This window comes from Pantoea rodasii (assembly GCF_002095465.1).
GTDB classification, from domain to species: domain Bacteria; phylum Pseudomonadota; class Gammaproteobacteria; order Enterobacterales; family Enterobacteriaceae; genus Pantoea; species Pantoea rodasii.
The window spans coordinates 100,348-114,805 of sequence record NZ_MLFP01000007.1 but is presented as its reverse complement, the minus strand read 5'-3'; the positions used below and the strand labels follow the sequence as shown (position 1 = coordinate 114,805).

The window sequence follows — 14,458 nt, the reverse complement described above, 5'->3', positions numbered from 1 at the left end:
GTATTCCTTATCTGTGTCTAATACGTTGAATTATCAGGAGCCTGTCTGCTTGTGCTTTGCTTCTGGTTCACAGCACAAGGAAGACAGGCCCGTCGTTTATGTCCGCACGTTCGTTGCCGTGCGTTATTCCTTACGTTGCTGTAAACGACGCAGGGAGCGTTCACGACGGCTCTGCTCCCGACTTCTATCCAGCAAGATTTCCTCAATAAACGCCAGGTGACGATGGGATGCCTCGCGTGCTTGTTCTGGCTCACGAGCCACAATCGCCTCAAAGATACTGGCGCGGTGACCGCTCACTTTCGCCAGCATTTCCCGGCGAGCGTAAAGCAATTCGAAATTCTGACGGACGTTTTGTTCCAGCATAGGGCCCATGGAACGTAGCAAATGCAACAGCACCACATTATGAGCGGCTTCTGTGACAGCGATCTGATACTTCATCACTGCATCTGCTTCGGCATCCAGATCGCCGCTGTCCTGTGCCTGTTGGATGTGGACATGACAGTCACGGATGCGCTGCAAGTCTTCATCGGTGCCACGTAGCGCTGCGTAATAGGCAGCAACGCCTTCCAACGCGTGGCGGGTTTCCAGCAGGTCAAACTGGGATTCTGGATGTTCGGCAAGCAGGCTCACTAACGGATCGCTCATGCTTTGCCAGAGATTTGTTTGCACGAAGGTACCACCGCCCTGACGGCGCAGCAGCAGGCCTTTGGCTTCCAGGCTCTGAATCGCTTCGCGCAGGGATGGACGTGAGACATCAAACTGTTTCGCCAGTTCGCGCTCGGGGAGAAGCTTTTCACCCGGCTGAAGTGTCCCTTCCATAATGAGGGACTCCAGCTGTTGCTCGATCGCATCGGAGAGCTTTGGTTGGCGAATTTTACTGTAAGCCATCTTCCCTTCTTATTGTGCAAAACGTCCGGAGTAAATTGGTAATACCAATTGAAAAATGGTGCCCGTAAAGTAACAAAGTATTCACCTTGTGTCTATATGGCAGGCATCACACTTCCGGGGTATACCGCTGTTACAGCACGCTAACTTGCCGGGATAAAGGCATAAATTTGCTGCTGGAGTGAATTGTTAACAGATTTCACTTTTACCAAACCTTACACTGAGTTAGCGCGAAGCCTTAGGCGCAACCATAAGGGAAAGCTATTCGTGTTTATTGATTTTTCATGTCAGAAATAGCGCGAGCGCCACACAGTGAATAGTGCTGCTTTTTCAGCCATCTCTTAGCACAAAAAGCAAAAGCAGGTGCAAAGCGGCGCGCTTATCACTATTCTGGTCGCCATGGTAGTTCAAGCATGCACACAGCACGCCAGATACCGTAAAGAAAAGAATACATTACGTAAAAAGCCTTACAGTGCGCGCACTGCAGGTGCACAATAACAACATCACGAGGTTTGTATGGAACAACAGCATGGCGAAGCGCTGCACCGCGGCCTGAAAAATCGCCATATTCAGCTGATTGCGCTGGGCGGTGCCGTGGGTACCGGTCTGTTTCTGGGTAGCGCATCAGTGATTAAATCGGCCGGTCCGGCCGTGATTCTCGGTTATGCGATTGCAGGATTCATTGCCTTTCTGATTATGCGCCAGTTAGGTGAAATGGTAGTGGAAGAGCCGGTTGCCGGCAGCTTCAGCCACTTCGCTTATAAGTACTGGGGTAACTTTGCCGGTTTCGCCTCTGGCTGGAACTATTGGGTGCTGTATGTTTTGGTCGCAATGGCCGAATTGAGTGCCGTCGGTAAATATATCCAATTCTGGTATCCAGAATTTCCAACCTGGGCCAGCGCCGCCATCTTCTTCGTGGTGATCAACGCCATTAACCTGACCAACGTAAAAGTGTTTGGTGAAATGGAGTTCTGGTTCGCGATCATCAAAGTGGTCGCCGTTATCGGTATGATCCTGTTCGGCGGCTGGTTGCTGTTCAGTGGCAACGCCGGTCCGCAGGCCAGCGTGACGAACCTGTGGAGTCAGGGCGGTTTCCTGCCACACGGTATGACCGGCCTGGTGATGATGATGGCGATCATTATGTTCTCCTTCGGTGGCCTGGAGTTAGTGGGTATCACCGCCGCTGAGGCGGACAATCCGCAAGAGAGCATCCCGAAAGCCACCAATCAAGTGCTGTGGCGTATCCTGATTTTCTATATTGGTTCACTGGCGGTACTGCTGTCATTGATGCCGTGGACCCGCGTCACGGAAGAAACCAGCCCGTTCGTGTTGATCTTCCACGAGTTGGGTGATGCCTTCGTGGCCAACGCACTGAATGTGGTGATCCTGACGGCGGCACTGTCGGTCTACAACAGCTGCGTCTATTGCAACAGCCGTATGCTGTTCGGCTTAGCGCAACAGGGCAATGCGCCGAAAGCGTTGCTCAATGTTGATAAGCGCGGCGTGCCAGTAGCGACCATCCTGGTTTCTGCTGTGGCCACAGCACTGTGCGTCCTGATCAACTACCTGATGCCAGGCGAAGCCTTCGGCCTGCTGATGTCACTGGTGGTCTCCGCGCTGGTGATCAACTGGGCGATGATCAGCCTCGCGCACATGAAATTCCGTAAGAAGAAAGACCAGCAAGGTGTGACCACCCGCTTTAGAGCCGTGCTCTATCCGTTTGGCAACTACCTGTGCCTGGTGTTTATGGCGGCGGTACTGGTGATTATGGCCATTACCCCCGGTATGGCAATTTCAGTTTGGTTAATTCCGGTCTGGATCGTCATCCTGGCCGTGGGCTACACCATTAAAAATAAAGTGCAAAAAGCCTGATGCACACCATGGTCCGGCACTCCGCTGCCGGGCCGTTCTCCTGATCTGCTTCACACTTTTCCCCGCCCACCTGTTTTGTCCATCTACGCAACCAATTGCTCCCCATCAGGTTACTGATTTAACGCTAATAATTTCGTCTTACCTTGTCGATGGAGACGAAAGATGAAAGGAGCTGCCCTCTCATTCAGGGAGAAACTGGGATACGGCATGGGCGATGCCGGATGCAACATGATTGGCGGTGCCATCATGCTATTCCTTAACTACTTCTATACCGATGTCTTTGGCCTCGCACCGGCGCTGGTCGGCACGCTTCTGCTGTCAGTGCGGGTGTTGGATGCCGTGACCGATCCGATCATGGGCGCCATTGCTGACCGCACCCAAAGCCGCTGGGGTCGCTTTCGTCCGTGGTTGTTGTGGGTTTCGGTTCCTTATGTGCTGTTCAGCGTATTGATGTTCACCACGCCAGACTGGAGTTATGAAAACAAAGTCATCTGGGCGTTTGTCACTTACTTCCTGATGTCACTAACTTACACCGCTATCAATATTCCCTACTGCTCGCTGGGCGGCGTGATTACCAACGATCCCGGTGAGCGTGTCTCCTGCCAGTCTTACCGCTTTGTGATGGTGGGGGTTGCCACGCTGATCCTCTCACTGTCACTGCTGCCGATGGCCGAGTGGTTTGGTGGCGAAGATAAAGCACGTGGTTACCAGATGGCGATGAGCGTGCTGGCGCTGATTGGGCTGGCGATGTTCCTGTTCTGCTTTGCCACGGTGCGGGAACGCATTCGTCCTGCAGTGCCCAGCACGGATGATTTGAAAACAGATTTACGCGATGTATGGAAGAACGATCAATGGGTGCGCATTCTCCTGCTCACCTTCTGTAACGTCTGTCCCGGCTTTATTCGCATGGCAGCCACCATGTACTACGTGACCTGGGTGATGGGGCAATCGACGCATTTTGCCACGCTGTTCATCAGCCTGGGCGTAATTGGCATGATGTTCGGCAGCACGCTGGCAAAAATCCTGACTGACCGCTGGTGCAAGTTGAAAGTGTTTTTCTGGACCAACATTGCGCTAGCGTTGTTTTCCTGTGGTTTCTACTGGATCGACCCGCATGTCATCGTAGCCGTGGCCGTGGCTTATTTCTTCCTGAATATTCTCCATCAAATCCCTTCTCCGCTGCACTGGTCGCTAATGGCAGATGTCGATGATTACGGCGAATGGAAAACCGGTAAACGTATCACCGGCATGAGCTTCTCGGGCAACCTGTTCTTCCTCAAAGTAGGCCTGGCGGTGGCAGGCGCCATGGTCGGTTTCTTACTCTCCATTTATGGGTATGACGCAGGCGCAAAACAGCAACAGCCTTCGGCCATCAACGGCATCATGCTGCTGTTTACCGTCATTCCCGGCGTGGGCTATCTGATCACCGCCGGTGTCGTGCGCTTAATGAAGGTCGATCGCAAACTCATGCGTACCATTCAGGATGATCTTGCGCTACGCCGTGCCAACGCACGTGAATTATCCCCTGCTTCACTGCCTGTCACCCCACAACCCGGAGAGATCAAATGAGCTGGCCAAATCCCTTTATCACACAACGCGCCGACCCTTTTATCCTGCGCCATGGCGGGGGCTACTACTTCGTGGCATCAGTGCCAGAGTATGACCGACTTGAGATCCGTTACGCGGATACGCTAAAGGGTTTGATTGAGGCGGAAGCGGTGACGGTGTGGCGTAAACCCGATACCGGACCGTACAGTGCGCTGATTTGGGCACCGGAACTGCATTATATCAATGGGCAATGGGTGATTTACTTTGCTGCCGCCCCGACGCGTGACATAAAAGACGGCCTGTTTCAGCACCGCATGTATGCGCTGGTTTGTGATGATAGCGATCCGCTTTCCGGCCAGTGGCAACCTGCTCGCCGTGTGTTTACCCCCATCGACTCGTTCTCGCTCGATGCGACGCATTTCGTACATCAGGGTAAAACTGGTATCTGTGGGCACAGAAGGATCCCGCTATTCCAGGCAATTCCAATCTCTATCTTGCAGAGTTACTCAACCCCTGGACGCTAAAAAGCGCACCGGTGATGCTCAGTCGGCCGGAATATGAGTGGGAGTGCGCAGGCTTTAGCGTCAATGAGGGCCCCGCCATTGTACGTCATAGCGATAGGCTGTTTGTCACCTATTCCGCCAGCGCGACTGATGAGAATTACTGCCTGGGAATCCTCAGCATCGACATGATGGCCGATCCGCTCGACAGCACAGCCTGGCAAAATCCGCGCGGCCCGTCTTCACCACCAGCTGGGAAAATCAGCAGTATGGGCCGGGACATAACAGCTTTACGCAGGATGAGGAAGGAAGGGATGTGCTGGTGTATCACGCACGGAACTACACGGAGATTGAGGGTGATCCATTGTGGGATCCTAACCGCCATACGCGGCTAAAATACTTTGCGTGGCGTGAGGACGGTACACCGGATTTCGGTGTACCGCCTGCCGATCACACCAGCGTGCCGTAAATGGTCAGCAGTGCCACCACCACCACCAACACCAGCGAGATACGCTTCGCCAGCGCCACGGCCACCCGTGGCGTTTCGACTTTATCCATATGCGGATCGCGCGCCAGCGAGAACTGCGCCAGGCTAGTCAGCACCTGATATTGCGAACGATGCCGATCGCTTAACGAAGCAAACCAGGCTGGCAGTGCGCGCTCACCGTGGCCCAGCAGCGCGTACGCCACGCCTGCCAGTCGGACCGGGATCCAGTCAACCACATGCAGTATGCGGTCGACACCCGACTGCGCACGCTCAAGTGATGAGTGATGCTTCGCCAGCCAACTCTGCCAGGCACGCAGGAATGCATAACCCACCAGCAGCACCGGGCCGTAAGGCCCTCCGACCACAAACCAGAACAGCGGCGCGAGGTAGAAACGAAAGTTTATCCAGATCAGCGCATTTTGTAGCTCGCGCAGGAATTCACGCTCACTGCACTCAACCGGCACGCCATGAATCAGCGTCAGTTCCGCTGCCATGGCCTGATGTGCCGCTTCATCATCGTGGCTGGCCGCTTTCAGATAGTGATGATAGTGCAGACGCACGGAACCCGCGCCGATACACAGCAGGCCCACCACAATCCAAAATGCCAGCTGCGCCACGCCAAACAGAATGCCTTTTAGGCTCCAAACCAGCAGCCAGACAATCAACATCGCAACGAAGGTCATCACCAATGTACGCAACAGCGAAAACCGCTGGCGCCCGCGGAACAACGGCTCCAGCCGATGATCCAACTGCCAGTGCTCACCCAGCTTAAACAAGCGTTCCCAACCTAACACTAATAACAAGCTAAACAACGTCATAACTGCTCCTGCTGTTTCAGGGATTCTCCTGCCTGATAGACTCTTTATAGCGTATCCAGTCGAAAGCGGGCCCTGGATCGGTTTTGCGTTGCGGGGCGATGTCGCTGTGCCCGGTGATACGTTCCAGCGTCAGCGGATAGTGCTTAAGCAATAAGGCGCTGACCTTTTTTAAGGTTTTATACTGCGCATCGGTATACGGCAGCGTATCCGTGCCTTCCAACTCAATGCCCATGGAAAAATCATTGCAGTTTTCTCGCCCGGCAAACTGCGACACGCCGGCATGCCACGCGCGCTGATCGAAAGACACATATTGCACCAACTCACCATCACGGCGAATCAAGCAATGAGCCGCCACGCGCAGCTGGGCGATATCAGCGAAATAGGGATGCGCATCCGCCGGCAGCGTGCCGGTGAACAGATGATCTATCCATGGGCCGCCAAATTCGCCGGGTGGCAAGCTGATGTTATGAATGATCAGCAACGAAGGAATTTCGTTTTCCGGCCGCTGGTTAAAATGCGGCGAGGGCACTTTGCGCGCGCTGGTGATCCAGCCATCTTCCAGTTTCATGCCTTTAATCCTAAGCAAAATCAGCCTGAGAATAACATGTTTCACTATACCGGCTTGTGACTTAATGCGAACGCGGATCGATGTTAAGGATACTAAACATTTCATCTACCACGACTGGCAATAGCCCATAATTCAGGCTAAGGTGAGCGCACTAAAATCCGATTAGTGGAGTGGTAAAACCATGGCATCGCGTCGTTACGATCCCGATCATCGTCGTCAGGAATTGATTAAGCGTATTGAGCAGGACATTCCCGAAGCCGTTGCTCGCGCGCTTCAGGAGGACTTAGGTGGCGAAGTGGATGCCGACCGCGATATCACCGCGTTGCTGCTACCCGCAGAAAAACAGGCCGAAGCGCAGATCATCACGCGTGAAGCCGGTGTTTTTTGTGGTAAACGCTGGGTGCAGGAAGTCTTCATCCAGCTTGGCAACAAAGTGACCATTGCCTGGCATGTTGAAGATGGCCAAACCGTCGTCGCTGACCAACTGCTGTTCGAGTTAAAAGGCCCGGCTCGTCTGCTGTTAACCGCTGAACGAACCGCATTGAATTTCGTGCAAACACTTTCCGGTGTGGCCACGGAAGTCAGCCGTTATGTCGCCTTGCTTGACGGGAGTGAAACCCAATTGCTGGATACACGCAAAACCCTGCCCGGCCTGCGTACGGCGTTGAAATATGCGGTGCTGTGCGGCGGCGGCAGTAATCATCGACTCGGCCTGTCCGATGCCTTCCTGATCAAAGAAAACCACATCATTGCCAGCGGGTCTGTACGTAAAGCAGTAGAAAACGCGATGTGGCTCCAGCCAGATGTGCCGGTTGAAGTCGAAGTTGAAAGCCTTAAAGAGCTGCAGGATGCGATTGATGCCGGTGCCGACATTATCATGCTGGATAACTTCAGCTTCGAGATGATGCATGAAGCCGTAGTTCTCACCAATAAACGTGCGCTGCTGGAAGTCTCCGGTAATGTTACGGAAGCCACGCTGCCGCAGATTGCCAAAACGGGCGTCGACTTCGTTTCCGTGGGGGCACTGACCAAACACGTACGCGCCATGGATCTTTCCATGCGTTTCCGCGACAACTAATCCCGCCTTCCGCCGCGTATGCACGCGGCGGTTTGCGTGCCCGCTTCCAGTTTCCTGCCACCTGCCCTGCAAACACCGCGATTCGTTGCGCCCTGCTTTCCAGCATTGAATTGAATGACTTTCGCTTTAAGACGCCGTTTTTTACCGTAGCCGCTCCACAACAAGGAGCCTGACTATGGAAAGACAACGGGGTTTTACCCTTATCGAACTGATGATTGTGATTGGCATCGTGGCCATTCTGAGCGCCATCGGCCTGCCCAGTTATCAAAATTATCTGCAACGCGCGGCACTCACCGACATGCTGCAAACCATGGTGCCGTATAAAACCGCGGTGGAACTTTGCGCCATTGAACGTGGTGGCCCCACTCAGTGCCAGGCAGGTGCAGGCGGCATCCCTGCTGCCAAAGGTTCACGCTATGTGGCCTCGCTAAGCGTCGTGAATGGCGCCATCACCTTAACGGGTCAGGAGAGTCTTACCGGGTTGAGTGTAGAAATGACACCGGTCTGGAACACCTCAGAAGGCACGCTGGATTGGCAACGCAGCTGTACCAGCACCAGCACCAGCTTGCGCGACAGCTGCCTTGAACAGTTCCGTTTCGCTGATAAGGAAACCCGTTAATGGAGCAGCCAAACACTGGACTACAAAACCTGTGCGCCCGCTATCAGGCCGTCATGCTCCAGCATGATGCCACTTCATTGCGTGTTGCCGTAGCGGAGACACCCGATCCGCTGCTGCTGGAAGCCCTGCGATTTGCCAGTCAGTGCCAAGTCGAAGTCGAGTGCTGGCCCGCAGCCAGACTGGAGCAACTGCTGCACCAGTCTGATGAAACGACGGCGACTCCAGAGCCTGCGACCACGGAATCGGCCATCAATGCGGTTGAACAGATTTTGCGTCAGGCGATTCAACGCCGTGCCTCAGACGTGCATTTTGAACCTCAACATCATGGGCTACGCGTCCGTCTGCGTATTGATGGCGTATTGCATAAATTGACGCATTTACCGGAGGCACCCACAACGGCGATATTGGCGAGACTGAAAATCCTGGGTGGGCTGGATATCGCGGAACGTCGCTTGCCACAGGATGGGCAGTTTACGCTGCAAATGGATGGGCATCAGGCTGCGTTTCGTCTCTCCACCTTACCGATCAGCCATGGTGAAAAAGCCGTGGTAAGGCTACTGCAAAGTGAAAATAGCGCCATCTCGCTGGATAAACTGGGTATGCCGCTCGCTCAACTGCGCCTGCTAAAAAATGCCCTGGCGAAACCTCAGGGGCTGATTCTGGTAACGGGCCCCACCGGCAGCGGTAAAACCTTCACGCTCTACAGCGGATTGAGCGCGCTGAACATACCGGATAAAAATGTGTGCAGCGTTGAAGACCCGGTTGAAATCCCTTTAGCCGGCATCAACCAGACGCAAATTCAGCCGCGAAGCGGGCTCGATTTTAATCGTGTACTGCGTGCTCTGCTGCGACAAGATCCTGATGTCATCATGGTGGGCGAAATTCGCGATGCTGAAACCGCCAGCATCGCCGTCAAAGCGGCACAAACCGGGCATCTGGTGCTCTCAACGTTACACACCAATTCGACGGCGGAAACCCTCACCCGACTGCGCCAGATGGATATACCGGGCTATTTGCTCGGTCCTGCCTTACAGCTGGTGATCGCGCAGCGTCTGGTAAGACGGCTGTGCGTTCATTGCCGTCAGCCAGCCCAAGCTATCGCGCATTTGCCACACGACATCTGGCCCGGCACCTTACAAACCTGGCGAGCACCAGGATGTGACCACTGCTTCTCGGGCTATTACGGCCGCCTCGCACTGTTTGAGGTGCTTCCAATAAGCAATAAACTGCAAAATGCGATTTCCGCCGACATGCCACTTGAGCATGTCATTACGCTGGCGAATGAAGGGGGAATGAAAACCCTGCTCGCCGCCGGACTCGAAGCCGTGAGCCGTGGCGATACTTCTTTTGAGGAGGTGCAACGTGTTGTGGGTATAGGAGATGGCTAATCTCTACCTGTTTCGCTGGCAAGCACTGGACACGCTGGGCGCGTTGCTGGAGGGGAACTCATTGGTTGCCAGCCAGGATGTATTGCTCGCTCAGCTTTCGGATCGAGGTATGCTGCCGGTCAGTTGGCAGCAGGGAAAATGCTGGCGCAACCGGGACTGGAAGTGGCAGCAAAAGATCGACCTGGTGCGACAGCTTTCCACCTTGTTGAAAGCCGGACTGCCGCTGGCGGAGAGTCTGACGTTGCTGGCTGAAGGTCATCCACACGCAGGCTGGCGAGTGTTACTCGAAGAATTGCAACGCCGGGTGATGGCCGGAGAGGCATTTTCATCTGCGCTCCGCGCCTGGCCACATATCTTCCCTCCGCTGTTTCCGGCATTGATGGAAGTGGGTGAACTTACCGGTCAGCTTGATGAATGCTGTCGCCAGCTAGCGTTACAGCAAAGCAAGCAACAACATCTGCGGCAGAAAGTCGTCAAAGCGTTGCGTTATCCCTTCTTTATCCTGCTGGTCGCGTTGGCAGTAAGTGCAGGCATGCTGCTGTTTGTACTGCCCGAGTTTGTCGCGGTGTATGCCAGCTTTGATGCGCCGCTTCCTGCCTTCACCGCAGCGGTGATGAGTCTGTCAGCATTTTTACAGCAGGCGGCGCTACCACTCATGATATTGATGGCGTGCGTCGTGCTGGGCGGGCGATGGCTTTACTGTCGCTCCGTCGGCTGGCAAAAACGCGTACATCAGTGGCTATTGCGCCTGCCGTTACTCGCCACGCTGTGGCGCGGCGGCCAGCTCAGCCAGATCTACGCCATTCTGCAATTAACACAGCAAGCCGGGCTCACCTTGCTGCAAAGTTTGCAGGCGGTTGAAGTCACTCTGGCATCACCATTGTGGCGTGAGGCGGTTATGGCGCTGCAGAAACATATCGCCGCCGGTGCGCCACTCCATCAGGCCTTACAGCATCACGCGCTTTTCACGCCACTGTGCGCACAGCTGATTCGAGTCGGTGAAGAAGCAGGGGCGCTGGATGTGATGCTGGCACGTTTGGCGGAGTGGCATGAAGCACAAACATTGATGCGTGCCGATGCACTGGCAGCTTCGCTGGAGCCTTTAATGATGGTGGTGATTGGGGGTATTGTCGGGACGTTAGTGATCGCGATGTACCTGCCGGTATTTGGCTTAGGCGATGCGATTCGTTGACAGGTGCGCGTGATGCGCACCTGTTATTAGTCATCAGTCATCAGTCATCAGTCATCAGTCATCAGTCATCAGTCATCAGTCATCAGTCATCAGTCATCAGCCATCAGCCATCAGTCATCAGTCATCAGTCATCAGCCATCAGTCATCAGTCATCAGTCATCAGCGCGTGAATACCCGATTTTCCTGTTCCGCCACACGAATGAACGTAGTGCGTTTTGTCAGTTCTTTAAGACGCTCGGCACCGACGTAAGTGCAGGCAGAACGCAGTCCGCCGAGAATATCCTTAACGGTATCCTCGACCGGGCCACGCAGCGGCAGACGCACGGTTTTACCTTCTGCAGCACGATACTGGGCAACACCGCCGACATGGCGTTTCATTGCGGATTCTGAACTCATGCCATAGAACAGCATAAACTGCTCGCCCTGCTCTTCAACAATCGTCCCCTCGCACTCATCGTGCGCAGCCAGCATGCCGCCGAGCATGACAAAATCTGCACCGCCGCCGAACGCTTTAGCAATATCCCCCGGCACCGAACAGCCACCGTCACTCACGATTTGGCCACCGAGGCCGTGCGCGGCATCGGCGCATTCAATCACAGCCGATAACTGCGGATAACCAACCCCCGTCTTCACGCGCGTGGTGCAGACCGAACCGGGGCCAATGCCCACTTTGACGATATCCGCGCCGGAGAGAATTAATTCTTCCACCATTTCACCCGTCACTACGTTGCCCGCGCAGATGGTTTTGCCGGGAAATGCTTCACGGGCGCGCTGCAGGAATTCCACGAAATGTTCCGAGTAGCCGTTGGCGACATCAATGCAGATGAAGTTCAGCTGTGGTGATAATGCAAAAATTGAGGTGAGCTTGCTGAAATCGGCTTCTGAGGTGCCAGATGACACCATTACATGACTGAGCACCTTTACCGGCACGCGCTGGATAAACGCCTGCCAGTCTGCCACGCTGTAATGCTTGTGCACCGCGGTCAATACATTGAAGCCGGCTAATGCTTCGGCCATGGTGAATGTGCCAACGGTGTCCATGTTGGCCGCGATCAGCGGCACACCGCTCCAGCTTAAGCCGGAATGCTTGAAGGTGTAGGTGCGTTCCAGTTCAACCTCAGAACGGCTTTTGAGGGTGGAGCGTTTGGGGCGGATCAAAACATCTTTAAAGCCCAGTTTTAAATCTTCTTCAATACGCATAGCTGAATGTCCTGGTTAGTGACGTCGAACCACAGTTCGGGTAGCGCTCACGGCTCCAGTGTCATTATCATACGCGCCATTCGTTCCGCGACAAGACTGCGAATTTCACTTTATTTAGGCTACAATCCCTTAAATTTAGCTGAGAAAATTGATTGTGATCATGCTCTCATCTTATTGCGGCTGATGGTCGCCCAATCAAGACAATGTTGAGAGAACGCTATGCCATTTACCGTTGCGCTCACCGGAGGAATTGGCAGTGGTAAAAGCACCATTGCCAACGCTTTCGCAGCGTTAGGCGTTGATATCATTGACGCCGATGTGATAGCTCGAGAAGTGGTTGAACCGGGCACGCCCGCCCTACAGGCGATTGTGAAACGCCATGGCGAGTCGATCCTCACCGCAGAAGGGGCACTGTATCGTGCGCGGCTGCGGGAAATTATTTTCCAGCAGCCTAAAGAGAAAAACTGGCTAAATCAGTTGCTTCATCCCCTTATCAATGCGCGTACACAGCAGCTAAAATTACTGGCATCTTCACCCTACGTTTTATGGGTTGTGCCGCTATTGGTGGAAAACGGGTTACAGCGTCAGGCCGATCGGGTTTTGGTGATCGACGTGGATGAAGCGACACAGTTGCAGCGTACCCAGCAACGTGATGGCATTAGTTTAAGCCAGGCAAAAAAAATTCTTGCCGCACAGGCCAGCCGCGAACAGCGCTTAGCCTGTGCGGATGACATCATCGATAACAGCGGTTCGCCCGAGCAGGCGCTACCGCGCGTTGCTGAACTTCACCAGCGCTACTTACGCCTGGCAGCAACCGGACAGGATTAACATCATGAGTACAGTCGTTCTATTTGAACATCCGCTGAATGAGAAGATGCGCACCTGGCTGCGCGTGGAGTTTTTACTCAACCAACTGCATGAGACCGTGCCCGTCGTAAGCTCCGTCTCTGCCCTGGGTGTGTTTCGCATCATTGCCGATCTGTTGGATATTTTTGAGCGCGGTGATATGCGCACCGAGTTGTTGAAAGAACTGGAGCGTCAGCAGCAGAAACTGCGTGCCTGGCTTGATGTGCCCGGTGTCGACGAGCAAACGGTCAGCAGCCTGCGTGACCGATTGAAGCAGCAATCCAGCGAGCTGAATGCAGTGCCGCGCATGGGCCAGCAGTTACGCGAAGACCGTCTGGTTGCATTGGTGCGCCAGCGTTTGAGCATTCCTGGTGGTTGCTGCAGTTTCGATCTGCCGAGCCTGCACATCTGGTTGCACCAGCAGCAGTCAATGCGGGATACACAGGTTAACGGCTGGCTGGAATCGCTGAATGCGCTGCGCAATAGCCTGACGATGATCCTTGATTTGGTGCGTCAGTCAGGCGTGTTTCGCCATCAAACCAGCCTCAATGGCTTCTACCAGGATAATGCCGAAGGCTCTGATTTACTGCGCCTGCAGCTAACGCTGGAGGATGCACTTTACCCGCAGGTTTCCGGCCATAAAAGTCGTTATGCCATTCGCTTCCTTCCCCTTGATAGCGAACGCGGTGAAGTACCAGCCCGATTAGATTTTGAATTAGCGTGTTGTTAGAGGATGTTATGCAAGAAGAGATGATGACCGTGTCTTGCCCCAACTGCGGTAAAGACGTGATGTGGGATGAACTGAGTCCGTGGCGCCCGTTTTGCAGTAAGCGTTGCCAGCTGATCGATCTGGGCGAGTGGGCCGCTGAAGAGAAACGCATTCCCAGTGACAGCGATCATAACGACAGTGACGACTGGAGTGAAGAGCAGCATTAAGATGTAAGGGGCTTACGCCCCTTCGCTTAAATCTCGTCGGCTACCAATTGGGCAATCAACGGATGGTTGGCCGGAGGAAACTCATCCGCGACCAGATCGCGTTGTTCCACCCAACGCTGTGGTTGCCCTTCGCGGCCATACGGCTCACCGTTCCACTCTTCAACCAGGAAGAAATGCAATGTGACGCGCAGATCGTCATAGCTATGGTCCGCCTGGCCAATCGCTTTCGCCGCCGTTACTTCGATACCAGTTTCTTCCATTAACTCACGCTTGAGCGCTTGTTCAGCGGTTTCATCTTGTTCAATTTTTCCGCCAGGAAATTCCCATTTGTTAGCCATGTAGGAGCTTGCCGCTCGCTGGGCAAGAAAGATCTGGCGACTGGCATTGCGAATGATGCCCACCGCGACTTGCAGGTGTTTCATAAGCTGGATTCCGCTTTTAAATAATGAGCGCTGATAGTAATGCAGCTGTTAACCAATGTTAATCACCGGCGACTGCCAAAAGAAAAAGGAGCCCGAAGG

The 14,458-nt window shown here is 54.2% G+C and carries 14 protein-coding genes and 1 pseudogene; 10 read left to right on the top strand and 5 right to left on the bottom strand.

Going from position 1 to position 14,458, the window contains the following annotated elements; all coding sequences use genetic code 11:
- Nucleotides 1-123 precede the first annotated feature (123 nt).
- Nucleotides 124-888 carry a pyruvate dehydrogenase complex transcriptional repressor PdhR gene (gene pdhR, locus HA45_RS11740; RefSeq protein ID WP_034829622.1) on the bottom strand — a complete coding sequence of 255 codons (765 nt, stop codon included), beginning with the start codon at nucleotides 886-888 and terminating at the stop codon, nucleotides 124-126.
- A gap of 513 nt (nucleotides 889-1,401) precedes the next feature.
- Here pdhR and aroP point away from each other — a divergent pair.
- From aroP to HA45_RS11725, 3 genes and pseudogenes are all read left to right on the top strand, one after another.
- Nucleotides 1,402-2,757, top strand: coding sequence for an aromatic amino acid transporter AroP (aroP, locus tag HA45_RS11735; RefSeq protein ID WP_100704604.1), 1,356 nt, complete (start codon nucleotides 1,402-1,404; stop codon nucleotides 2,755-2,757).
- 162 nt (nucleotides 2,758-2,919) lie between these two features.
- Nucleotides 2,920-4,326 carry a glycoside-pentoside-hexuronide (GPH):cation symporter gene (locus tag HA45_RS11730; RefSeq protein ID WP_100704603.1) on the top strand — a complete coding sequence of 469 codons (1,407 nt, stop codon included), beginning with the start codon at nucleotides 2,920-2,922 and terminating at the stop codon, nucleotides 4,324-4,326.
- A pseudogene (locus HA45_RS11725) lies at nucleotides 4,323-5,274 on the top strand (glycoside hydrolase family 43 protein). The gene HA45_RS11730 and the pseudogene HA45_RS11725 overlap by 4 nt, the downstream one beginning before the upstream one ends.
- Here HA45_RS11725 and ampE read toward each other — a convergent pair.
- Together ampE and ampD are read right to left on the bottom strand one after the other, a co-directional pair.
- A complete protein-coding gene (gene ampE, locus HA45_RS11720) occupies nucleotides 5,256-6,110 on the bottom strand; it encodes a beta-lactamase regulator AmpE (protein WP_100704601.1) in 855 nt (284 codons plus the stop codon). The pseudogene HA45_RS11725 and the gene ampE sit on opposite strands and share 19 nt — an antisense overlap.
- Before the next feature lie 16 nt (nucleotides 6,111-6,126).
- Nucleotides 6,127-6,678: a 1,6-anhydro-N-acetylmuramyl-L-alanine amidase AmpD gene (gene ampD / locus HA45_RS11715; RefSeq protein ID WP_100704600.1), complete on the bottom strand. Its 552-nt coding sequence runs from the start codon at nucleotides 6,676-6,678 to the stop codon at nucleotides 6,127-6,129.
- Nucleotides 6,679-6,859: 181 nt separating this feature from the next.
- Here ampD and nadC point away from each other — a divergent pair, with 181 nt between their 5' ends.
- The 4 genes from nadC to hofC all read left to right on the top strand — a co-directional run bounded on the left by nadC (nucleotide 6,860) and on the right by hofC (nucleotide 10,955).
- Nucleotides 6,860-7,756 (top strand): carboxylating nicotinate-nucleotide diphosphorylase, encoded by an 897-nt coding sequence (nadC, locus tag HA45_RS11710; RefSeq protein ID WP_100704599.1) that lies wholly within the window; start codon nucleotides 6,860-6,862, stop codon nucleotides 7,754-7,756.
- Nucleotides 7,757-7,931: 175 nt separating this feature from the next.
- Nucleotides 7,932-8,375 (top strand): prepilin peptidase-dependent pilin, encoded by a 444-nt coding sequence (ppdD, locus tag HA45_RS11705; protein WP_100704598.1) that lies wholly within the window; start codon nucleotides 7,932-7,934, stop codon nucleotides 8,373-8,375.
- A complete protein-coding gene (gspE, locus tag HA45_RS11700; RefSeq protein ID WP_100704597.1) occupies nucleotides 8,375-9,763 on the top strand; it encodes a type II secretion system protein GspE in 1,389 nt (462 codons plus the stop codon). The genes ppdD and gspE overlap by 1 nt, the downstream gene beginning before the upstream one ends.
- Entirely contained in the window at nucleotides 9,756-10,955 is a 1,200-nt protein-coding gene (gene hofC, locus HA45_RS11695; RefSeq protein WP_100704596.1) for a protein transport protein HofC, read from the top strand. Before gspE ends, hofC begins: the two co-directional genes overlap by 8 nt.
- A 159-nt stretch (nucleotides 10,956-11,114) precedes the next feature.
- On the opposite strand, the gene HA45_RS11690 is transcribed toward hofC, so the two are convergent.
- Nucleotides 11,115-12,155 carry a GMP reductase gene (locus HA45_RS11690; protein WP_100704595.1) on the bottom strand — a complete coding sequence of 347 codons (1,041 nt, stop codon included), beginning with the start codon at nucleotides 12,153-12,155 and terminating at the stop codon, nucleotides 11,115-11,117.
- Between the two features lie 219 nt (nucleotides 12,156-12,374).
- Here HA45_RS11690 and coaE point away from each other — a divergent pair, with 219 nt between their 5' ends.
- The 3 genes from coaE to yacG are packed head-to-tail and all read left to right on the top strand — an operon-like array spanning nucleotide 12,375 to nucleotide 13,937.
- The gene (coaE, locus tag HA45_RS11685; RefSeq protein WP_100704594.1) at nucleotides 12,375-12,983 is read left to right on the top strand and encodes a dephospho-CoA kinase; all 609 of its coding nucleotides are present in this window, start codon (nucleotides 12,375-12,377) and stop codon (nucleotides 12,981-12,983) included.
- 4 nt (nucleotides 12,984-12,987) lie between these two features.
- Entirely contained in the window at nucleotides 12,988-13,731 is a 744-nt protein-coding gene (gene zapD, locus HA45_RS11680; RefSeq protein WP_100704593.1) for a cell division protein ZapD, read from the top strand.
- An 8-nt stretch (nucleotides 13,732-13,739) separates the two neighbouring features.
- Nucleotides 13,740-13,937 carry a DNA gyrase inhibitor YacG gene (gene yacG, locus HA45_RS11675; protein ID WP_100704592.1) on the top strand — a complete coding sequence of 66 codons (198 nt, stop codon included), beginning with the start codon at nucleotides 13,740-13,742 and terminating at the stop codon, nucleotides 13,935-13,937.
- Between the two features lie 26 nt (nucleotides 13,938-13,963).
- Here yacG and mutT read toward each other — a convergent pair whose 3' ends face one another.
- Nucleotides 13,964-14,359: an 8-oxo-dGTP diphosphatase MutT gene (mutT, locus tag HA45_RS11670; protein ID WP_100704591.1), complete on the bottom strand. Its 396-nt coding sequence runs from the start codon at nucleotides 14,357-14,359 to the stop codon at nucleotides 13,964-13,966.
- Nucleotides 14,360-14,458 lie beyond the last annotated feature (99 nt).